Raw genomic sequence first — 21,094 nt, forward strand, 5'->3', positions numbered from 1 at the left:
ACGCAGAGGGGCACCGGTGAACGACCGACAGAACGCGTACGACCCGTACTACCAGCAGCCGCAGATCATCGGCTACGACGAGTACGGCCAGCCGGTGTACCAGCAGCCGCAGCAGAACCAGCAGCAGCCGTACGACCCGTACGCGTCCCAGCAGCCGCAGCAGAACCAGCAGCCGCAGCAGTCGCAACAGGCCGGCCAGGGGTACGGATACGACCCGTACGCCCAGCCGCAGCAGCAGCCCCAGCAGACGCAGCAGCATGTGCAGCCGCAGTCGTACGACCCGTACGCGTCCCAGCCGCAGCAGCAGCCCCAACAGCAGCACCCGCACCACCAGCAGCAGCCGCAACAGCCGCAACAGCCGCAACAGCCGCAACAGCCGCAACAGCCGCAACAGCAGGCGTACGGCGGCTATGACGGCTACGGCTACGACACCGGCCCGCAGCCCGCCGCGGTCGACACCACCCAGCAGTGGAACATCCCGCAGCAGACGGCCCCACAGCCCTCCCCGCCCGCACCTGCCGCTCCGACCCCGCCGGAATCGGCCCCCGAGCCCGGCGCCGGCGACGAGCCGGACGCCGCCGTCCCCGGGCAGCGCCGCGCCGACCGCGACTACCGCACCGAGCAGTTCTCCTTCATCGAGGAGCCCGACGAGGACTCCGAAGACGTCATCGACTGGCTGAAGTTCACCGAGAGCCGCAGCGAGCGGCGCGAGGAGGCACGGCGTCGCGGCCGCAACCGCATGGTCGCGCTGATAGTCGTGGTGGCCCTGATCGTGGTCGGCGGTGTCGGCTACCTCTGGTCCGCCGGAAAGATTCCGGGCCTGTCCGGCTCGGAGAAGGGCAACACGGCATCGACGGGCCCGCAGCAGCGGGACGTCATCGTGGTCCATCTGCACAACACCAAGAAGGGCGGCACCTCCACGGCGCTGCTCGTCGACAATGTGACGACCAAGCAGGGCACCACGGTCCTGCTCCCCAACTCGCTGGCGGTCGCCGACGAGGGCGGCGCCACGACCACCCTCGGCAAGTCCGTCGACGACGACGGCACCACCGGCACCCGCGAGTCCATCGACACCCTGCTCGGCACCGACATCAGCGGTACGTGGCGGCTCGACACCCCGTACCTGGAGACCCTGGTCGACCTGGTCGGCAACATCGAGGTCGACACCGACATCGAGGTGCCGGACGCGAAGAAGGGTGCCGCCCCCCTGGTGAAGAAGGGCGAGGCGCAGACCCTGAGCGGGCAGATGGCCGTCGCGTACGCCACCTACCGGGGGCCGGGCGAGGCTGAGACGAAGCAGCTCATGCGGTTCGGGGAGGTCATGCGGGGCGTTCTGCGGAAGCTCTCGGACGACCCGAAGGCCGCCACGGTCACCGTGCAGACGCTGGGGCAGATCCTCGACCCGTCGCTCCCCGAGAAGGACCTGGCGGCCTCCCTGGCGAAACTCGCCGAGCACGCCAAGGTCGGCGACTACAAGACGGCACTGCTGCCCGTCCAGGACGACGGATCACTCACCGACGCGGCCACCGAGAGCGTCGTCAAGGACATCCTGGGCGGCACGGTCAAGGCTCCGGCCGCGGACGCGGCGGTCCGGGTCGGTGTCAGGAACGGCACCGGGAACACGGACGGCATGGAGTCCGCGCGGATCCGGCTGATCAACGGCGGCTACACCTTCGTCGGCGGTGGAACGGCCGGGACGGCGGTGACGTCCGAGGTGGTCTACAAGACCGCGACGGACAAGGGGAAGGCGACGCAGGTCGCCAAGACCCTGGGCCTGTCGGAGAATGTGGTGAAGCAGGGCAAGCCCGCCGCGAACGCGGATGTGTCCGTCGTGCTCGGCCAGGACTACAAGATCAAATAGTCGGCGTCCGGCCGCTCGGATGATGTCGATCCGATCCGCGAACAATCGCTGCGTGGGCTGTCGGCGGTCCGTGAGACCCTAGAGGTTGACCTGACCGCCGACGAAAGCCTGCTTGTGACCGCCACGGACCGCTCCATCGAGCTCATCAACGCCGCCGCTCAGGCGGCCGCTGACCGGCTCGCGCACGACATCATTGCGTACGACGTCAGCGACGTGCTGTCGATCACGGACGCCTTCCTGCTGGCCTCGGCCCCCAACGACCGCCAGGTCAAGTCGATCGTCGACGAGATCGAGGAGCGGCTCCAGAAGGAGCTCGGCGCCAAGCCGGTACGCCGCGAGGGCGACCGCGACGCCCGCTGGATCCTCCTCGACTACGTCGACATCGTCATCCACGTTCAGCACAGCGAGGAGCGGGTCTTCTACGCGCTGGAGCGCCTCTGGAAGGACTGTCCCGAGATCGCGCTTCCCGAGGACGCCGTCAAGACCCGCGGGAAGGCCGAGGAGCACGCCCGGCTCACCGGCAGCACGGAAGGTGAGCAGAGCTGAACCGCGGCGGAAGCGGCAGGGGCCGCAGAGTCGTCCTCTGGCGGCACGGCCAGACGGCATGGAATCTGGAGCGCAGGTTCCAGGGCTCCACGGACATCGCGCTCACCGACGCCGGAGTCGGGCAGGCCCAGCGGGCCGCCCGGCTGCTGGCCTCGCTGAAGCCGGACGCGATCGTCGCCTCCGATCTGCAGCGGGCGGCGGCCACCGCCGCCGAGCTCGCCGCGATCACCGGCCTCGAAGTCGCACACGACGCGGGACTGCGCGAGACCTACGCGGGTGCCTGGCAGGGCCTCACCCATGAGGAGATCGTCGGGCAGTACGGCGAGCAGTACGCGGCCTGGAAGCGCGGCGAGCCCGTGCGCCGCGGCGGCGGCGAGCTGGAGACCGAGGTCGCCGACCGGGCCGCCCCGGTCGTTCTCGGACACGCCGACAAGCTGCCGGAGAACGGCACGCTGGTCGTGGTCAGCCACGGCGGCACCATCCGCACCACCATCGGCCGGCTGCTGGGCCTGGAGGCGCACCACTGGGAAGGGCTCGGCGGGCTCTCCAACTGCTGCTGGTCGGTGCTGGGCGAGGGTGCGCGCGGGTGGCGCCTGCTGGAGCACAACGCGGGCACGCTGCCCGAGCCGGTGCTCGGCGACGACACCTGAGAGCTGACCCGCAGCCCCTGCGGCCGGATTTCACTTTCCGGCAGGTCACAGGCTAAAGTTCTTCTTGTTCGCGGCGCGGAAACGCAGAGAAACACAGCGAACAGCGGGGCTATAGCTCAGTTGGTAGAGCGCCTGCATGGCATGCAGGAGGTCAGGAGTTCAATTCTCCTTAGCTCCACAATCAGGATCCCGTCCCCGACAGGGGGCGGGATCTTTGCGTTCTGCCCCTGCGGCTCCTCATCTCTCCCGGCGCCGCCGCAACGCGGCGACCCGTTCCCCGCTTTCCTCGTCGGCCGGGGTGTATGCCACGATCCGGCACTCCGGCAGCCCATTGACGGACAACGACACCGAGGTCATCCGGATCTCCCCGGGCAATGCCCAGTGCCGGAAGGTCTTCACCCGCGGTCCCGGCGGGGCGACGTTCCCACTGCGCCACAGCTCGGCGAAGTACGGACTGGCGGCCGAGAGCCGTTCGACGAACGACTCCCAGGCGGGCTCGCCCGCGTGGCGCCCGTACGCGCCCCGCAGCGTGGCCACCATGATCGGCAGCTCCTGCGTCCGGTGGACGACGGGACAGGCGTCCTCGGACGCCGTGAACAGCGTCCACAGCACGTTGCGTATCCCCGTTCCCACGATCTCCGGGACGGCGAACAGATCGCGATAGGCGGGGTTGGTGGCCAGGATGTCGTATCTCGTGTTGTAGACCACGGCGGGATGCGGATCGAGCGCGTCGATGATGCCCTGGATCTCCGGCCCCACCTCGAAGACGTCGGACTGCCTGCCGGGCACGCAGGCCACCTCCGCCAGGTGGTAGAGGTGCTCGCGCTCCGGCGCGTCCAGCCGGAGCGTGCGCGCCACGGCGTCCAGCACTTGCGGTGACGCGTTGATGGGACGGCCCTGTTCCAGCCAGGTGTACCAGGTGACGCCGACGCCGGAGAGCTGCGCGACCTCCTCGCGACGCAGGCCGGGGGTCCGGCGGCGCAGCCCGGGGGCCATGCCCACATCGGCGGGTGTCACCCGCGCCCGGCGATTGCGCAGAAACGCCGCGAGCTCCGGGCGCCGCCGGTGCCGGCTCGTCCTGGGCGCCGTCCGCTCACCCGCCCGCTCGCCTGTCCGCCGGCCCGCCCGGTCTGCCGCCCGATCCGCCGACTGATGTGCCGTCACCGTTGCCACACCCCCATGTTCGGTGACTCGTAAGGGAGTTGCCAGGTGCTGTCGGTACCAGCATCAGCGGGCTCTCGTTACCCGTATTCGGCCGGGGCCAGGGTCGATGTCATGACGACGGCATCCGAAGCAACTCCACGTTCCGCAACCAGTAAAGACTCCACCACTGACAACCGCTCCGGGAGAGTGCTCGCCCTGGTGCTCGCGGCCCAGTTCATGGCGCTGCTCGACATCTTCATCGTCAACGTCGCCGCTCCGACGATCCGCAGCGAACTCCACGTCTCCGGCGCAGGGTTGCAGCTCATCGTGGCCGGCTACACCATCACGTACGCGGTGCTGCTCGTCACCGGTGCCAGGCTCGGCGACCTGTTCGGACACGGCCGGGCCCATCTGGTTGGGCTCGGCGTCTTCACCGCGGCCTCGCTGGCCTGCGGACTCGCCGCGGGAACCGGGCAGCTGATCGCCTTCCGGCTGGTGCAGGGCGCGGCTGCGGCGGTGATGATTCCGCAGGTGCTCAGCCTCATCCAGCGCCACTTCACCGGCGAGGCACGGGTCCGGGCGCTCGGCGCCTACAGTGCGGTGCTCGCCACCGGGGCGGCCGCCGGGCAGGTGCTCGGCGGGGTACTGGTAAGCGCCGATCTGTTCGGTGCGGGCTGGCGGCCGGTCTTCCTGGTCAACGTGCCCATCGGGCTTGTTCTGCTGGTGCTCGGCAGCCGTGTGCTGCCGAGCGAGCCGCGCAGCGCGCCCGGCAGGGTCCAGGCCCGGGCCCGGGGCCTCGACCTGCCGGGGCTGGTACTGCTCGCCGCCGCCGTCACGCTGCTCACCGTCCCCCTGGTGCTCGGGCAGGAGCTGGACTGGCCGGTCTGGTCCCGGTTCTGCATGGCCGCCTCCGTGGGGCTCTTCGCCGTTTTCGCGGCATACGAGTCGCGGCTGGCCGCGCGCGGTGGTGCGCCCCTGATCGCCCCCAGAGTCCTGCGCGTTCCCGGTATCGCCCTGGCGGCGCTGCGCATTCTCCTGGTGATGGCGATCAACGGCGGCTTCCTTTTTGCCATGACGCTGCACGTCCAGGGAGGTCTGGGCTGTTCGCCGCTGCGGGCGGGGTTGATGTTCGCACCGACGGCGCTGGTGTTCGGCGTGGCCGGACTGACCTGGCGGCGGTGGCCCGCCGGACTTCAAGGGGCCCTGGTGCCGGGCGGGTTCGTACTCGTGGCGGTCGCCTCCGTGGCCGTCGGACTCCTGATGCGTGGCGGCGGCGACGGCGGGCCGGTGCTCTATGCGGCCTTTGCGGTGATGGGTGTCGGCCTGGCGCTGGGCTTCAGCCCCACCCTTACCAGGGCGCTGGCGGAGGTACGTCCCAAGGATGCGGCCGACGCGAGCGGCGTACTGGTGACGGTCACCCAGCTCGGACAGCTGACCGGGGTCGCCGCGTTCGGCACGCTCTATCTCAACCGCCTTGATGCGCAAGGGGTCCAGGGGCCGGGGCAGGCGTTGTGGGTGTGCGCCCTCGCGCTCTCCGTGGCCGCTGTGGCCGGTGCGGCGGCGGGTCTCGTACGACATCGGTGAGTGGCCGGTTCTCCGGCGGGCTGCCCCTCTTGCGGGCGCATGGCAGAATCGGAGCGCCGGAGGGGGCGACGGACCGAACGGGAGGGAGCGCGATGCCTGCGAGCCGCCACGAGGTCCCGGACCTGCTCCTTGTCCCCGGTTTCCGCACAGCCCCCGAGAACGGCGGGACCTTCTTCATGTGCACCGCCCGCGGCCAAAGCCGGAGCTGACCCATGGGTGCACACAGGCGGAAATGTGACTGGTGCGGCAGCGGTACGCCCATCGTCAGGGACATGGACCCGATCAATCCGGAGTACCAGTACTGGTGCGAGGAGTGCGCGCGGGCGCTGATCATAAAGGGCGACCCGATCGAGACCTATCGGGAGCTGGAGGGGGAGCCGATCTACGGTCGGCTGTTGGAGGAGCACTGCACGCTCAAACGCTTCTACTCCTTCGCCACGGCCTGACCCCTCCGGTTCCGCCGGCCCCGACCCAGGTGGTGCGGAACGGGTCAAATCGATACGGCCGGGAATCGATTTGGTGGACTGGTGGGGTCACCGGTAATGTTCTCGATGTCGCCGGGGAAACCGGGCGGAACACAGCACGGGGCTATAGCTCAGTTGGTAGAGCGCCTGCATGGCATGCAGGAGGTCAGGAGTTCAATTCTCCTTAGCTCCACAGTGAAGAACGAGAAGCGGGTCACCCACACAGGGTGGCCCGCTTCTCTCGCCTGTGCGTCTGGCGACGTATATCGATACCGGAAGGCCGGAGTTCCGTCGTACGGCCGCTCTCGCCGCCCTGTCCATGGTTCGGTCGCGCCCGGCCCGGCTCCGGGGCCGTGCGGTACCCTGACGCCATGCGTGCCGTACGCCTTCTGCTTAGCGAGCCGCGCTGATCAGTCCCGACCGGTGAGAATGCCTGGTCGGAATCGGCGCGGCGTCCCCTCCTGTGCGAGGGGATTTTTCGTTTCCGCAGACGCGTGTCCGCAGACATGGGCGCCCGGCAGATGACGATCGATGGAGCTTTGAGGATCATGAGCGAGACGAATTTCGCAGCCGAGACGGCTGCGCCGCACCGCTACACGGCGGCGATGGCCGCCGACATCGAGGCACGCTGGCAGGACTTCTGGGACGCCGAGGGCACGTACGAGGCGCCCAACCCGACCGGCGACCTGGCAGGCGATCCGGAGCTGGCCGCCAGGCCGAAGAAGTTCATCATGGACATGTTCCCGTACCCCTCGGGTGCGGGCCTGCACGTCGGTCACCCCCTGGGCTACATCGCCACCGATGTCTTCGCCCGCCACCAGCGGATGACCGGGCACAACGTGCTGCACACCCTGGGCTTCGACGCCTTCGGCCTGCCCGCGGAGCAGTACGCGGTGCAGACCGGAACTCACCCGCGGGTCTCCACCGAGGCCAACATCGAGAACATGACCGCTCAGCTGCGCCGGCTGGGCCTGGGCCACGACAAGCGCCGCTCGTTCGCCACGATCGAGTCGGAGTACTACAAGTGGACCCAGTGGATCTTCCTGCAGATCTTCAACTCCTGGTACGACGCCGAGGCCGACCGGGCCCGCCCGATCACGGAGCTGGTCGAACAGTTCGAGAGCGGTGCACGCCCCACCCCGGACGGGCGTGACTGGAGCGCGCTGAGCGCCACCGAGCGCGCGGACATCCTGGGCGAGTACCGCCTGGCGTACGCCTCCGACGCGCCCGTCAACTGGTCGCCCGGCCTGGGCACCGTGCTGGCCAACGAAGAGGTGACGGCCGACGGCCGTTCCGAGCGCGGCAACTTCCCCGTCTTCAAGGCCAAGCTGCGCCAGTGGAACATGCGCATCACCGCCTACGCGGACCGGCTGCTGAACGACCTGGACGGGCTGGACTGGCCCGAGGCGATCAAGCTGCAGCAGCGCAACTGGATCGGGCGCTCCGAAGGCGCGCGGGTCGACTTCCCGGTCGACGGCGCCGACAGCATCACCGTCTTCACCACCCGCCAGGACACCCTGTTCGGTGCTACTTACATGGTGCTGGCGCCCGAGCACGAGCTGGTCGAACGGATCATTCCGGCCGCCTGGCCCGAGGGCACCCACGCGGTGTGGACCGGCGGATACGCGTCCCCGGCCGAGGCCGTCGCCGCCTACCGCAAGCTGGCCGCCGCCAAGTCCGACGTGGAGCGGCAGGCCGAGGCCAAGGACAAGACCGGTGTCTTCACCGGCGCGTACGCGACCAACCCGGTCAGCGGCGAGAAGGTACCCGTCTTCATCGCCGACTACGTACTGATGGGCTACGGCACCGGCGCGATCATGGCCGTACCGGCGCACGACGCGCGCGACTTCGCCTTCGCGCGCGCCTTCGAGCTGCCGATGCGCTGTGTCGTCGAGCCGTCGGACGACCGCGGCACGGATCCCTCGACGTGGGAGGACGCCTTCGCCTCGTACGACGCGAAGCTGGTCAACTCCGCCAACGACGAGATCTCGCTGGACGGCCTGGGCGTCGTCGACGCCAAGGCGCGGATCACCGAGTGGCTGACGGCGCACGGCGTCGGCGAGGGCACCGTCAACTTCCGGCTGCGTGACTGGCTGTTCAGCCGCCAGCGCTACTGGGGCGAGCCCTTCCCGATCGTCTACGACGAGGACGGCATCGCCCACCCGCTGCCCGAGTCGATGCTGCCCCTGGAGCTGCCGGAGGTCGACGACTACTCGCCGCGCACCTTCGACCCCGAGGACGCCGACACCCGGCCCGAGACGCCGCTGTCCCGGAACGCCGACTGGGTCAACGTCACCCTGGACCTGGGCGACGGCAACGGTCCCAAGAAGTACCGCCGTGAGACCAACACCATGCCCAACTGGGCGGGCTCCTGCTGGTACGAGCTGCGCTATCTGGACCCGAACAACGACCAGAAGCTGGTCGACCCGGCGATCGAGCAGTACTGGATGGGCCCGCGCGAGGGGCAGTCGACCGGTGGCGTCGACCTGTACGTCGGCGGCGCCGAGCACGCCGTACTGCACCTGCTGTACGCCCGCTTCTGGTCCAAGGTCCTGCACGACCTGGGGCACATCTCGTCCGCCGAGCCGTTCCACAAGCTGTACAACCAGGGCATGATCCAGGCGTTCGTCTACCGGGACAGCCGCGGCATCGCCGTTCCGGCGGCCGAGGTCGAGGAGCAGGACGGAAAGTTCTACTACCAGGGCGAGAAGGTCAGCCGCGTCCTGGGCAAGATGGGCAAGTCCCTGAAGAACGCCGTCACGCCGGACGAGATCTGCACCGAGTACGGGGCGGACACGCTGCGCCTGTACGAGATGGCGATGGGCCCGCTGGACGTGTCGCGGCCGTGGGACACGCGCGCCGTCGTCGGCCAGTACCGGCTGCTGCAGCGGCTGTGGCGCAATGTCGTCGACGAGGAGACCGGCCGGGTCACCGTCGTCGATACGGAGCCGGACGAGGAGACGCTGCGCGCGCTGCACAAGGCGATCGACGGGGTCGGCCAGGACATGGCCGGGATGCGCTTCAACACGGCGATCGCCAAGGTCACCGAGCTGAACAACTACCTGACCAAGGCGGGCGGGCCGCTGTCCCGGTCCGTCGCCGAGGCGCTGGTGCTGCTGGTCGCGCCGCTGGCACCGCACATCGCCGAGGAGCTGTGGCGCCGGCTGGGCCACACCGGGTCGGTCGTGCACCAGGACTTCCCGGTCGCCGATCCGGCGTACGTCGTGGACGAGACCGTGACCTGTGTCGTGCAGGTCAAGGGCAAGGTCAAGGCGCGCCTGGAGATCTCCCCGTCGATCGCGGACGAGGAGCTGGAGGCGCTGGCCCTGGCCGACCCGGCCGTGGTGGCGGCGCTGGACGGCGCGGGCATCCGGAAGGTGATCGTCCGGGCACCGAAGCTGGTCAACATCGTCCCGGCGTGATGACACGGCGTTCCTCGTGAGGCGCTGAGCGCGCACACGCGGCGGTGTGGGGGTGTTCCCCTACGGGCAGGTTGAGGGTTCCGATGGAACCCTCAACCTGCCCTTTCCGTTTACGGTGGAGGGGCCGGCACCGGCGGCCGAAACGACTTCGAGGGGCGCTCATGGAATCCGTGATCCTGATTCTGGGGTTGCTCTTTTTCGCGTTCGTGGCCCTGGGCGTGTACGCGGGTGTCAAAGCCGTAGGCGCGGCGAAGCGCGGTGTCGACCGGACGATCAGACAGGCGCGCCGCACCGTCGAGGAGACCACGCTGCGAGCGAAGAGCTACGGGCAGACGGGCGTGGGCGGAGAGCTGGCACAGCTGCGGCTGGCACTGCGGACATCCATGCGGGCCACGCAGGAGGCGTTGCAGGCCGGAGCTGCCGAGGACGCCTCGCTCTCGGAGTCGCTGGGCCTCTTCAAGCGGCTGAGTGTGCACGGCCGGGAGCTGGACGAGGAGCTGAAGAAGCTGGAGCGCGAGCCCGACCGGGCGACCGTCGCCTCGCTGCTGCCGAGCCTGAAGCAGCGTACGGAGCGGATCACGCACTCCGCGGATTCGCTGCGGTGGGCCGCGCGTGACCGGGCACGGCAGTTCTCCGACGACTCGCTGGACGCGTTGAACGCACAGATCGATGTGGAGGCGGGGGCGCTCCGGCACTGGACGGTGGAGCCGGACGCACCGGTCCAGGGGCAGGGCGGCGGGCCGCAGGGCGGCGCGAGCGGCCGGAGTCAAGGACAGAGCCAGAGCCAGAACCAGGGTCAGGGCCAGAGCCACCGAAGCCAGGGGTCGGGGCAGGAGCAGCGGCCGGGACCGGGGGAGGGGAGCGGGCCGGGCGAGGGTGCGGCTCGGGCGATCACTGCTTCCGACCCGCGAGGCCGTACCGGATACCCGTGGCAGAAGGCGCCCCGGCCCGAGACGACGAACTGACACATTCGGCGACCGGCGGTGACCGGATGCGGTCCGAGGAGATCAGGAGAGATCATTCGGTCGGGGCCGGACTGCCAGGACACGGACTCGCCAGGTAACCTCCCGCTCATGTCCCGCCATGTCGCGATCGTCACCGATTCCACGGCCTACCTGCCGCCCGAGACGATGGAGCGGCATGGCATCACCGCGGTGCCGCTGACCGTCGTCCTCGGAGATCAGGCTCTGGAGGACGGTACCGAGATCTCGGCCCGTTCCCTCGCGGTGGCGCTCCAGAAGCGTCGTCCCGTGACCACGTCCCGGCCGAGTCCCGAGGTGTTCGCCGCCGCGTACCGGGCGGCGGCCGAGGCGGGGGCCACCGGCATCGTCTCGCTGCACCTCTCGGCCGAGATCTCGGGCACGTACGATGCCGCCCTGCTTGCGGCGAAGGAGGCGCCGGTTCCGGTCCGTGTGGTGGACACCGGGATGGTCGCCATGGCCCTCGGATTCTGTGCCCTGGCATCGGCGGAGACGGCGGAGGCGGGCGGAAGCCTGGACGAGGCGGTTGCGGCCGCGGAGAAGCGGGCCGCGGGGACCTCGGCGTACTTCTACGTCGACACGCTGGACTACCTGCGGCGCGGCGGCCGCATCGGTGCAGCACAGGCGCTGCTGGGATCGGCTCTCGCGGTGAAGCCGCTGCTCCAGCTCGACGGCGGCCGCATCGAACTGCTGGAGAAGGTACGGACGGCCTCGAAGGCGATCGCGCGCCTGGAGGAGATCGTCGCGGAACGGGCGGGCAGCGGCCGCGTGGATATCGCCGTGCACCACCTCGCGGCCCCCGAGCGGGCGGAGCGGCTCGCTGAGCGACTGCGCGAGCGGGTGCCGGGGCTGGTCGATCTGCATGTGAGCGAGGTGGGCGCGGTGATCGGTGCGCACACCGGACCCGGTCTGCTGGGGGCAGTGGTCTCGCCGCGCTGATCGGCCGACTGTTGGGGCGGTCGGGCGGTCGGGCGGTCGGGCGGTTGGTCGGGCCTGGTGGCGTCTTGCGTGTTCCGGGTGTCCTGAGCGTCGTGGGTGCCCTGCGTGGGCTGGGGGCCCTGTGTTCCCCGGTCGCCCTGGTTGCCCCGGTTGCCCTGGGCGTCACTCCCGTGGGTGGTCGAGATATCCACAACTGGTCGATTGTCCACCGAAATTGGTCCTGCTCAGCCGATTCGGGCGGATGTGCCTAACGTCGTGAGGCATGGCACCCCGATCACATCGTGCAACCAGCGGAAGCGGAAGCGGCAGCGGCCCCGGCCGGGCCCCGGCCTCGGACGGCCGTGTCCGTAGCGGCCCCGGCACCGGACCAGGTGTCGGCGCCGGACCGGGCTTGGGGCCGGGCCTCGGGCCCGGTCGGCGACGGACGTCGCGCCGGGGTGCGGACACCGTGGCCGCGGCGTCGCGACGTCGGGCGGACGCGCTGATGACGGGTGCGTACGGAGGGCGGGTCGCGCGGCCTGTGCTGGGGGTTGTCCCGGCTCCGGTCCCGGGGCCGGCCTTGTCTCCGGTCACGCGCCCGCGCCCGAGTCCGGGGCCGAGTCCGGGTCGGAGTTCGGGTCCGAGTCCGAGCCCGGGGCCGGGTCCGGTTGGGGCTGCGGCTGGTGCGTCCATTTCTGGGCGGGGCGCGGCTTCGGCCTCGGTCACCGTTCCGGTTTCCGGAGGGGCGGGGCGGTGGCGGGAGAGGGTGGTTCCCGCGCTGCGGGAGCGGCTCCCGGTGTGGCTGCAGCTCAGATGCGGTCTGGAGCCAAAGACCCTTGCGGCGTTGGCCGTTGTACTGGTCGCTGCCGGAGTCTTTGCCGCAGTGCACTTCTGGACCGCGCGGCCACACTCCGTGCGTGCGCCCGATCCGGTCGAGGAGGCTGCGCACGCCCGGACATCGCCTCCGATGCCGGACGGTGCCGGGGAGCCGGAGCCGGAGCCGTCGCCGGGACCGCCACCCGGGGCAGGGCCGGGCGGACACGTTGTCGTTGATGTGAGCGGAAAGGTGCGCAGGCCCGGTATCCGTCAACTGCCTTCCGGAGCAAGGGTCGCCGATGCGTTACGAGCGGCGGGCGGAGTCCGGGACGGAGCGGACCTCACCGGGCTCAACCGGGCGCGGGTGCTCATGGACGGAGAGCAGATCGTGGTGGGCGCCCCGCCAGGACCTTCAACTGCCGGTGGGGCGGCGGGTGTCGCGACGGGCAGCGGCAGCGGGGGCGCTGCGGCCGGCCCGGTCAGCCTCAACACCGCGACCGTCGAACAGCTGGACACGCTGCCGGGTGTCGGCCCGGTTCTGGCCCAGCACATCGTCGACTACCGCACACAGCACGGCGGTTTCCGGTCCATCGATGAACTGCGTGAGGTCAACGGGATCGGTGACCGCAGGTTCGCTGACCTCCAACCATTGGTGGGGCCATGAGCCACCTGGACGTCCATGCGGCGTCCGGCAGTCGGCTCGGCGCCTCCGAACCTCGGCAGGAGGGTCCGGCCGATCTCCGCCTGGTCCCGCCTGCCATGGCGGCCTGGGCCGGTGCGGCCCTGGCGCTGAGCGCGCCAGGGCGGTGGACCACGGGGGGTGTGATCCTCTGCGTGGGTGCGGCCATGGTGCTCCTGGCCATGTCGGCGGCGTCCGCAACCCGTGTACTGCGCAGAGGGGCGGCCGGTGCCTCACCAGGCAGACTTTCCTCCGATGCGGACGCCGACGCCGACGCCGACGCCGACGCCGTAGGCGGGGCTGCGGCAGGCGGGCGGTGGTGGTCACGGGCCACGGCTACCGCCACCGCTGCGGCGTTGCTCTGTGCGGCGGCCGGTGCCGCGGCGGCCGGGTTGCACAGTGCGGACGTACGGCAGGGGCCGGTTCACGAGCTGGCCGAGCGGTTCGCGACGGTCGAGGCGGAGGTCACGGTGACGTCCGATGCCCGGCGGACCACGCCCCGGGTGCGGGGCGACCACAGCACACCCGCCGCCCTCCTCATGGATGCCGAGATCACCCGGCTGACCGGGCCCGACGGTGCGGTCACCGGGCTGAGCACACCAGTGCTGCTGATCGTCTCGCCCGGCGGATCGACGGGACCGTGGCAGCAGCTGCTCCCCTCCACACACCTGCGCTTCGGTGGCCGGCTGTCACCGCCACTGCACGACGGGGAGCGCAGTGCCGCCGTGCTGCGGCCCGAGGGCAAGGGGCCGCCTCGCATCATCGGGCCTCCCTCCGCCCTCCAGCGCACGGCAGGCGCGTTGCGCGGCGGACTGCGGCAGGCGACCGAGCGGCTCGATCCCGATGCGAGGGCTCTGCTGCCGGGCCTGGTGGTCGGCGACACCTCACGGATCACCCCCGAGCTGCACGAGGCGTTCAAGGCTGCCGATCTCACCCACTTGATGGCCGTCTCCGGATCCAACCTGGCGATCCTGCTCGTTCTCCTCATCGGACCGCCAGGCATGGCACTTCGTGCCGAACGCCGCGGGCTGGCACCCCGGTTGGGGATTTCGCTGCGGCTCACGGCGTTGCTCGGCGGCGGGCTCACGCTGGCCTTCGTCATCGTCTGCCGGCCCGAGCCGAGCGTTCTGCGGGCGGCGGCGTGCGGGCTGATCACTCTGCTGGCCATCGGTACGGGGCGGCGGAGGTCGCTGATCCCGGCGCTGGCCGCCGCGGTCCTGTTGCTGGTCCTCTACGACCCGTGGATGGCGTGCAGTTTCGGCTTCATCCTCTCCGTGCTGGCCACCGGCGCTCTGCTGACCATCGCCCCGAAGTGGAGTGATGCGCTGCAACGGCGCAGGGTTCCGGCCCGGCTCGCCGAGGCGCTGGCCGCGGCGGCCGCCGCGCAGGCGGTGTGCGCGCCGGTGGTCGTGCTGCTGGCCTCGCGGGTCAGCCTGGTGGCGATCCCGTGCAATCTGCTGGCCGAGCTGGCGGTGGCACCGGCCACGGTCCTCGGGTTCGCCGCGCTCGCCCTGGCGCCGGTGGCCATGCCGGTGGCGGAGCTGATCGCCCGGATCGCGGGGTGGCCTACCGGTTGGATCGCTTCGGTGGCCCGCACCGGGGCGGCCCTGCCCGGAGCGGAGATCGACTGGCCCGACGGTGGGGCGGGCGCGGTGCTGCTCACCGCGCTGACCGCTCTGGTGGTGCTCTTCGCCCGCCGGATCGTGCGCCATCCCTGGGTCTGCTCGGCCGCCGCGCTGCTGTTGGTCCTGGCGGTGCTGCGGCCGGTGCCGCTCACCCGGGTGCTGACCGGATGGCCGCCGCCGGGCTGGGCGTTCGCGATGTGCGACGTGGGGCAGGGGGACGCCCTGGTGCTGGCGGCGGGCGACGGTGCGGGGGTGGTCGTCGATGCCGGCCCCGATCCTTCACTCGTCGACCGGTGCCTCCGTGAACTGGGCGTCACCGAGGTGCCGTTCCTGGTCCTCACACACTTCCACGCCGACCATGTGCGGGGCCTGCCCGGGGTGTTGCGGGGCAGGGCGGTGGGTGCGATCGAGACGACGAGCCTGGACGAGCCGCCGGACCAGGTCGCGTTCGTACGGAGAACGGCGGCCGAATCGCACGTCCCCCTGATCCGGGCCGTCCCGGGGGAGCGCCGCCGGATCGGGGCACTCGACTGGCGGGTCCTCTGGCCGACGAGCGCCACTGGGCCCGGCGGAATACCGACGGGCCCGGGTGCCGGTCCCGTACCGCTGGAGCCGAACGATGCCAGTGTCACCCTGTACGTCCGGGCCGGCGGGCTGACCCTGCTGCTCCTGGGGGACCTCGAACCGCAGGCCCAGCAGGGGGTGCTGCGCAGATACCCCGCGCTGCCGAGGGTGGACGTGCTCAAGGTCGCACATCACGGCTCCGCCCATCAGGACCCAGCGCTGCTGCGCAGCGCGCACCCGAGGTTCGCCCTGGTGAGTGTGGGGAGGGACAACCCGTACGGCCATCCGGCGCCGCGTACCGTCGATGCGCTCAGAGCGGTCGGCGCCGTGGTGCTGCGCACGGACACCGATGGTGCGATCGCCGTGACGGGCACCGGGCCGGGGCTGCGGGCGGTGGGCCGGACGTGACTACCGGCCCCGCGACCGCACGGCCGCACGGACCGCACAGCCCCACAGCCGTACGACCACGCGGCCGCACGACTCCGCAGCCCCACGACCACGCGAGCCCGACCAACCCCATGGCCACCGCCCCCGTGGTGACGGTGATAGCAATTCGGACCTTCGGTAACACCTCCACCCAAGCTATTTCAAGCCCCTCCGAGCTGCGCTGTTTGCCTCGAACGGCACAATGGTGATCGAATGCATGCTCGTCGGTGGGCCGCTGCTCCGACAGAGACGTCCAGCCGCCGGGCCCCAAGGTGAATCGTCCCCGGGGGAAGGTGGAACGAACATGTTCGGTCGTTGGCTGAACAGCAGGCGAGCGGCGGGTTCGGCGCAGGGCAATGCCCTGGCCGGGCTGGAGGTGCCACGTACTGCCGGATTGCTCAGTTGCCGGGTGCTCGACCCGGTCAACGAGGTCGTGCCGCTGGCCGAGTTCGTGGTCACGGACAGCGCGGGCCGCAAGGTCTTCGGCGGTGAGACCGACCCGTTCGGCAACGTCCTCGCCACCGTCCCGGCCGGTGAGTACCGGCTCGCCGTCACGGCCGAGGGCTTCACCCCGTTCCACGCGTCGGCCACGGTCGTCGAGGGCGGCCACGCGAGCCTGGGCGATGTGACCCTGCAGCTGTCCGCGCCTCCGCAGCTCCCCGCGCCGGGGGAGTGGGAGGTCGAGCCGACGCACTCGCAGATCGGCTTCACGGCCCGGCACATCGGTCTGGCTCGCATCCACGGCCGGTTCAACAACTTCGCGGGGGCCGTGCGGATCGCCGACCGCATGGAGGACTCGGCCATGCACGTGATCATCGACGCCGCGTCGATCGACACGAATGTCCAGATGAGGGACGACCATCTGCGCTCCAGCGACTTCCTCGACGTCGGGCGCTACCCGACGATGGAGTTCTACAGCGAGCGCTTCGTCCACCGGGGCGGCACCCGCTGGGGCGTGACCGGTGCGCTCACCCTGCACGGCGTCAGCCGCACGGTCACCCTGGACACCCAGTACCTCGGTCTGGGCAACGGCCTTGAGGGCGAGACGCGTGCCGCCTGCCGGGCCACCACGGAGCTGCACCGTGAGGACTTCACCCTCACCTGGCAGACCATGCTCGCCCGCGGCATCGCGGCCGTGGGCTCCAGCATCTCCATCGACATGGACATCCAGATCGTCCCCAAGACCTGAGCCGCGGGCGCCCCGTCAGGGCGCTTCGAGCCACCCCTCGTACTCCGCGGCGAAGGCATCCAGCGCCGAGGAGTCCAGCCGCCCGGCCGGGTCCTCCACGACCACCAGCCACTGGGCGTCCTCGGCGTCGTCCTCGCCGGCCAGCGCGTCGCGTAGGAGCTGGGGTTCCTCGGCGACCCCGAACCGGTCGGCGAGCTCCCCGGCCACCTCCTCCGCAGCATCGCGGTCGGGCAGCACCAGTACATGTCTCACATCGCTCACCGGCCCATTCTCCCGTACGGCGGCGTGACGGCCCCGGCCCGGTGGACAGGGTGGCCGGGGATGTCATCGGGGGTTGTCGGTGGTGCATGGGATGCTGGACGGCGATGGCCACCAGAAGGAATTCCACCGACGACCCGCTCGCCCCCCTCACGCTCGCCGTGGGCCAGGAGGACCTGCTCCTCGACCGCGCCGTGCAGCAGGTGGTGGCGGCGGCCCGGGCCTCCGACCCCGACACGGATGTCCGCGACCTCACCTCCGACCAGCTCCAGCCCGGCACCCTCGCCGAGCTGACGAGCCCGTCGCTCTTCGCCGAGCGCAAGGTGGTGATCGTGCGCAATGCGCAGGACCTCTCCGCCGACACGGTCAAGGACGTCAAGGCGTATCTCGACGACCCGGTCGAGGAGATCACCCTCGTCCTCCTGCACGCGGGCGGTGCCAAGGGCAAGGGATTGCTGGACGCGGCGCGCAAGGCAGGGGCGCGGGAGGTCGCGTGCCCGAAGACGACCAAACCGGCCGAGCGGCTCTCGTTCGTACGGTCCGAGTTCCGGGCGCTGGGGCGCTCGGCGACGCCCGAGGCGTGCCAGGCGCTGGTCGACTCCATCGGCAGCGATCTGCGGGAGCTGGCGAGCGCGGTCTCGCAGCTCGTCGCGGATGTCGAGGGCACTATCGACGAGGCCGTGGTCGCCCGTTACTACACGGGCCGCGCCGAGGCGTCGAGCTTCACGGTCGCCGACCGCGCGGTGGAGGGACGCGCCGCGGAGGCGCTGGAGGCGCTGCGCTGGTCGCTGTCGACCGGAGTGGCGCCGGTGCTGATCACGAGTGCGCTGGCGCAGGGCGTACGGGCGATCGGCAAGCTGTCCTCGGCCCGTGGCGGCCGGCCCGCCGACCTCGCCCGTGAGCTGGGCATGCCGCCGTGGAAGATCGACCGGGTGCGGCAGCAGATGCGTGGCTGGACGCCGGACGGGGTGGCCGTCGCGCTGCGCGCGGTCGCGGAGGCCGACGCGGGAGTCAAGGGCGGCGGCGACGACCCGGAGTACGCCCTGGAGAAGGCCGTGGTCGCGATTGCGCGGGCGGCGCGGTCGGGACGCTGAGCGCGGGACGGGACGGCCGGTGCTCGAACCGAACCCCGTCCTCGGACCCCGACCCCGAACCCCGCCCCTCCCCGTCCCCGAACCCCGGCCAAGCACAGCCCCGTCCGCGCACGCCGAAGGCCCCGGTCATAGCTCTGGGGAGAGCTGAGGCCGGGGCCTTCGGTTCAAGCTTTGGTGCGCCGCACCCGCGTGGCGAACGCAGGTTCGGTGTGCGGCGCGGGGTGCCGGTCAGGAACGGGAGAGAGGGCCCGCTGGGTCCGTCCCGGCGATCACATCAGAATGCTCAGCCCTGGAGGGAGGCAACCTTGGAGGCCAGCGCCGACTTCTTGTTGGCGGCGGCGTTCTTGTGGATGACACCCTTCGAGACGGCCTTGTCGAGCGCGCGGGAGGCGTCGCGAGCGGCCGAGGTGGCCTTCTCGACGTCACCGGCGGCGGCAGCCTCACGGGCCTTGCGGATAGCGGTCTTGAGCGAGGACTTGACGGCCTTGTTGCGCAGGCGCGCCTTCTCGTTCGTCTTGTTCCGCTTGATCTGGGACTTGATGTTCGCCACGAAAGAGCCTTTTCAGGTTCGTTGGATCTTCGATGTGCGCCCCACGGCCTGAGAGAGTCGCGAGGCACAGCTGTCAACGGTACCAGCCCCACTCCGACCGGCCCAAACCGGTCTCCGCCCCACAACCATGGGACGATGGAGGCTACGTATCGATCCGACCGACCCGACATCGACCCGAGACACGGCGTTCGGCGTCTCAAGAATCAGGACCCTGCGTGCCCGCGACTCCTACCAACGTGCCCGAGCCGAGCCGTACCGACCCGGCGCTGATCCGCAACTTCTGCATCATCGCGCACATCGACCACGGCAAGTCGACCCTTGCCGACCGGATGCTCCAGCTGACCGGTGTGGTCGACCAGCGGCAGATGCGTGCTCAGTACCTCGACCGGATGGACATCGAGCGCGAGCGCGGCATCACCATCAAGTCCCAGGCGGTGCGGCTGCCCTGGGCGCCCACCACGGGCGAGGGCCAGGGCAGCACCCATGTCCTCAACATGATCGACACCCCGGGCCACGTGGACTTCACCTACGAGGTCTCCCGTTCGCTCGCCGCCTGCGAGGGCACGGTCCTGCTGGTCGACGCCGCGCAGGGCATCGAGGCCCAGACCTTGGCCAACCTCTATCTGGCGATGGAGAACGACCTCACCATCGTCCCGGTGCTCAACAAGATCGACCTGCCGGCCGCGCAGCCCGAGAAGTTCTCCGAGGAGCTGGCCAACCTCATCGGCTGCCAGCCGGAGGACGTGCTCAAGGTCTCCGCGAAGACCGGCGTCGGCGTGGACGCGCTGCTCGACCGGGTGGTCAGGGACGTCCCGGCCCCGGTCGGCCGGGCGGACGCCCCCGCCCGCGCGATGATCTTCGACTCGGTCTACGACTCGTACCGCGGCGTCGTCACGTACGTCCGGGTGGTCGACGGCCAGCTCAACAAGCGCGAGCGCATCCGGATGATGTCCACCGGCGCCACCCATGAGCTGCTGGAGATCGGGGTCTCCTCCCCGGAGATGACCCCGGCCGACGGCCTCGGCGTGGGCGAGGTCGGCTACATCATCACCGGTGTGAAGGACGTCCGGCAGTCCAAGGTCGGTGACACCATCACCTCCCTGCACAAGGGCGCGACCGAGGCGCTGGGCGGCTACAAGGACCCCAAGCCGATGGTGTTCTCGGGGCTGTACCCGCTGGACGGATCGGACTACCCGGACCTGCGCGAGGCGCTGGACAAGCTCCAGCTCAACGACGCCGCCCTGGTGTACGAGCCGGAGACCTCCGCGGCCCTCGGCTTCGGCTTCCGCGTCGGCTTCCTCGGACTGCTCCACCTCGACGTGATCCGGGAGCGGCTGGAGCGCGAATTCGGCCTCGAACTCATCGCCACCGCCCCCAACGTGGTCTACCGCGTCGACATGGAGGACGGCACCGAGCACACCGTCACCAACCCGAGCGAATTCCCCGAGGGCAAGATCGACAAGGTGCACGAGCCCGTCGTGCGCGCCACGGTCCTGGCCCCGAGCGAGTTCATCGGCGCGATCATGGAGCTCTGCCAGCAGCGGCGCGGCACCCTGCTCGGCATGGACTACCTCTCCGAGGACCGGGTCGAGATCCGCTACACCCTGCCGCTCGCCGAGATCGTCTTCGACTTCTTCGACCAGCTGAAGTCCAAGACCCGGGGCTACGCCTCGCTCGACTACGAGCCCACCGGCGAGCAGACCGCCCAGCTCGTCAAGGTCGACATCCTGCTGCACGGCGACAAGGTCGACGCGTTCTCCGCGGTCACCCACAAGGACAAGGCGTACGCGTACGGCGTCCGGCTGGTCGCCAAGCTGCGCGAGCTGATCCCGCGGCAGAACTTCGAGGTGCCGATCCAGGCCGCCATCGGCTCCCGGGTCATCGCCCGTGAGACCGTCCGCGCCATCCGCAAGGACGTCCTCGCCAAGTGCTACGGCGGTGACATCTCCCGTAAGCGGAAGTTGCTGGAGAAGCAGAAGGAAGGCAAGAAGCGGATGAAGATGGTCGGCAACGTGGAGGTGCCGCAGGAGGCCTTCATCGCCGTGCTGTCGACGGACGAGTCCGGCGGCGAGGGCAAGGGCAAGAAGTAGCCCGCCACTCCCCGGTGACAGCCCTACGGGCCCCCGTGTCGCGCCACCCCGCGACATGGGGGCCCGTTTGTTATGAAGCGGCGGCCCGTTGCCTCTTACGCGGTGGACGCGGGCGCTCTACCCTGATCACGGCTTCGTAGTTACTCGCCAGTTAAACAAGGCGGGTCCCCGAGCAGGACGAGCAGACGGACGTACGCAGGAACAGGCACAGGAACAAGCGGTACACAGCAGCCAT

16 protein-coding genes and 2 tRNA genes are annotated in these 21,094 nt (G+C 70.4%); 15 read left to right on the forward strand and 3 right to left on the reverse strand.

Features of this window, described 5'->3' with window-relative positions:
- The first annotated feature begins 16 nt into the window (after nucleotides 1-16).
- The 4 genes from ABZ622_RS15150 (at nucleotide 17) to ABZ622_RS15165 (ending at nucleotide 3,235) form a co-directional block, all read left to right on the forward strand.
- Entirely contained in the window at nucleotides 17-1,861 is a 1,845-nt protein-coding gene (locus ABZ622_RS15150; RefSeq protein ID WP_360543140.1) for an LCP family protein, read from the forward strand.
- A 114-nt stretch (nucleotides 1,862-1,975) separates the two neighbouring features.
- Nucleotides 1,976-2,407: a ribosome silencing factor gene (gene rsfS / locus ABZ622_RS15155; RefSeq protein ID WP_124717755.1), complete on the forward strand. Its 432-nt coding sequence runs from the start codon at nucleotides 1,976-1,978 to the stop codon at nucleotides 2,405-2,407.
- On the forward strand, nucleotides 2,404-3,057 hold the full coding sequence (locus ABZ622_RS15160; protein ID WP_360543283.1) for a histidine phosphatase family protein: 654 nt from the start codon (nucleotides 2,404-2,406) through the stop codon (nucleotides 3,055-3,057). The genes rsfS and ABZ622_RS15160 overlap by 4 nt, the downstream gene beginning before the upstream one ends.
- Nucleotides 3,058-3,162: 105 nt before the next feature.
- Nucleotides 3,163-3,235, forward strand: a tRNA-Ala gene (locus ABZ622_RS15165).
- Between the two features lie 59 nt (nucleotides 3,236-3,294).
- On the opposite strand, the gene ABZ622_RS15170 is transcribed toward ABZ622_RS15165, so the two are convergent.
- Nucleotides 3,295-4,074, reverse strand: a complete 780-nt coding sequence (locus ABZ622_RS15170; protein WP_360543142.1) for a helix-turn-helix transcriptional regulator — start codon at nucleotides 4,072-4,074, stop codon at nucleotides 3,295-3,297.
- Between the two features lie 258 nt (nucleotides 4,075-4,332).
- On the opposite strand from ABZ622_RS15170, the gene ABZ622_RS15175 reads away from it, so the two are divergent.
- From ABZ622_RS15175 to ABZ622_RS15215, 9 genes are all read left to right on the forward strand, one after another.
- The gene (locus ABZ622_RS15175; protein ID WP_360543144.1) at nucleotides 4,333-5,784 is read left to right on the forward strand and encodes an MFS transporter; all 1,452 of its coding nucleotides are present in this window, start codon (nucleotides 4,333-4,335) and stop codon (nucleotides 5,782-5,784) included.
- A gap of 212 nt (nucleotides 5,785-5,996) precedes the next feature.
- Nucleotides 5,997-6,230, forward strand: coding sequence for a hypothetical protein (locus ABZ622_RS15180; RefSeq protein WP_015608461.1), 234 nt, complete (start codon nucleotides 5,997-5,999; stop codon nucleotides 6,228-6,230).
- 138 nt (nucleotides 6,231-6,368) lie between these two features.
- Nucleotides 6,369-6,441, forward strand: a tRNA-Ala gene (locus ABZ622_RS15185).
- Nucleotides 6,442-6,796: 355 nt separating this feature from the next.
- Complete coding sequence (leuS, locus tag ABZ622_RS15190) at nucleotides 6,797-9,670, forward strand: leucine--tRNA ligase (RefSeq protein ID WP_360543146.1); 2,874 nt, start codon at nucleotides 6,797-6,799, stop codon at nucleotides 9,668-9,670.
- A 161-nt stretch (nucleotides 9,671-9,831) separates the two neighbouring features.
- The gene (locus ABZ622_RS15195; RefSeq protein WP_360543148.1) at nucleotides 9,832-10,635 is read left to right on the forward strand and encodes a hypothetical protein; all 804 of its coding nucleotides are present in this window, start codon (nucleotides 9,832-9,834) and stop codon (nucleotides 10,633-10,635) included.
- Nucleotides 10,636-10,743: 108 nt separating this feature from the next.
- Nucleotides 10,744-11,589, forward strand: a complete 846-nt coding sequence (locus tag ABZ622_RS15200) for a DegV family protein (protein WP_259927456.1) — start codon at nucleotides 10,744-10,746, stop codon at nucleotides 11,587-11,589.
- 262 nt (nucleotides 11,590-11,851) lie between these two features.
- Nucleotides 11,852-13,048, forward strand: a complete 1,197-nt coding sequence (locus ABZ622_RS15205; protein WP_360543150.1) for a ComEA family DNA-binding protein — start codon at nucleotides 11,852-11,854, stop codon at nucleotides 13,046-13,048.
- Nucleotides 13,045-15,660 carry a ComEC/Rec2 family competence protein gene (locus ABZ622_RS15210; RefSeq protein WP_360543152.1) on the forward strand — a complete coding sequence of 872 codons (2,616 nt, stop codon included), beginning with the start codon at nucleotides 13,045-13,047 and terminating at the stop codon, nucleotides 15,658-15,660. The genes ABZ622_RS15205 and ABZ622_RS15210 overlap by 4 nt, the downstream gene beginning before the upstream one ends.
- Nucleotides 15,661-15,982: 322 nt before the next feature.
- On the forward strand, nucleotides 15,983-16,867 hold the full coding sequence (locus ABZ622_RS15215) for a YceI family protein (RefSeq protein ID WP_360543154.1): 885 nt from the start codon (nucleotides 15,983-15,985) through the stop codon (nucleotides 16,865-16,867).
- A gap of 15 nt (nucleotides 16,868-16,882) precedes the next feature.
- Here the strand turns inward: ABZ622_RS15215 and ABZ622_RS15220 are convergent, their stop codons facing one another.
- Nucleotides 16,883-17,128 carry a hypothetical protein gene (locus tag ABZ622_RS15220; RefSeq protein ID WP_360543156.1) on the reverse strand — a complete coding sequence of 82 codons (246 nt, stop codon included), beginning with the start codon at nucleotides 17,126-17,128 and terminating at the stop codon, nucleotides 16,883-16,885.
- 104 nt (nucleotides 17,129-17,232) lie between these two features.
- Here ABZ622_RS15220 and holA point away from each other — a divergent pair, with 104 nt between their 5' ends.
- Entirely contained in the window at nucleotides 17,233-18,219 is a 987-nt protein-coding gene (gene holA / locus ABZ622_RS15225; RefSeq protein WP_360543158.1) for a DNA polymerase III subunit delta, read from the forward strand.
- Nucleotides 18,220-18,502: 283 nt separating this feature from the next.
- On the opposite strand, the gene rpsT is transcribed toward holA, so the two are convergent.
- Entirely contained in the window at nucleotides 18,503-18,769 is a 267-nt protein-coding gene (rpsT, locus tag ABZ622_RS15230; RefSeq protein ID WP_072483588.1) for a 30S ribosomal protein S20, read from the reverse strand.
- Nucleotides 18,770-18,984: 215 nt separating this feature from the next.
- Between rpsT and lepA the strand changes: the two genes are divergently transcribed.
- Nucleotides 18,985-20,859, forward strand: a complete 1,875-nt coding sequence (gene lepA, locus ABZ622_RS15235) for a translation elongation factor 4 (RefSeq protein ID WP_360543160.1) — start codon at nucleotides 18,985-18,987, stop codon at nucleotides 20,857-20,859.
- Nucleotides 20,860-21,094: the final 235 nt, after the last annotated feature.

This window comes from Streptomyces sp. NPDC007164 (genome assembly GCF_040634135.1).
Taxonomy (GTDB): domain Bacteria; phylum Actinomycetota; class Actinomycetes; order Streptomycetales; family Streptomycetaceae; genus Streptomyces; species Streptomyces sanglieri.

Excerpts from the sequence above, each read along its gene's own strand:
- ABZ622_RS15175 (WP_360543144.1), top strand. The coding sequence starts at position 4,333 with ATGACGACGGCATCCGAAGCAACTCCACGTTCCGCAACCAGTAAAGAC.
- ABZ622_RS15180 (WP_015608461.1), top strand. The coding sequence starts at position 5,997 with ATGGGTGCACACAGGCGGAAATGTGACTGGTGCGGCAGCGGTACGCCC.
- leuS (WP_360543146.1), top strand. The coding sequence starts at position 6,797 with ATGAGCGAGACGAATTTCGCAGCCGAGACGGCTGCGCCGCACCGCTAC.
- ABZ622_RS15195 (WP_360543148.1), top strand. The coding sequence starts at position 9,832 with ATGGAATCCGTGATCCTGATTCTGGGGTTGCTCTTTTTCGCGTTCGTG.
- ABZ622_RS15200 (WP_259927456.1), top strand. The coding sequence starts at position 10,744 with ATGTCCCGCCATGTCGCGATCGTCACCGATTCCACGGCCTACCTGCCG.
- ABZ622_RS15205 (WP_360543150.1), top strand. The coding sequence starts at position 11,852 with ATGGCACCCCGATCACATCGTGCAACCAGCGGAAGCGGAAGCGGCAGC.
- ABZ622_RS15210 (WP_360543152.1), top strand. The coding sequence starts at position 13,045 with ATGAGCCACCTGGACGTCCATGCGGCGTCCGGCAGTCGGCTCGGCGCC.
- ABZ622_RS15215 (WP_360543154.1), top strand. The coding sequence starts at position 15,983 with ATGTTCGGTCGTTGGCTGAACAGCAGGCGAGCGGCGGGTTCGGCGCAG.
- holA (WP_360543158.1), top strand. The coding sequence starts at position 17,233 with ATGGCCACCAGAAGGAATTCCACCGACGACCCGCTCGCCCCCCTCACG.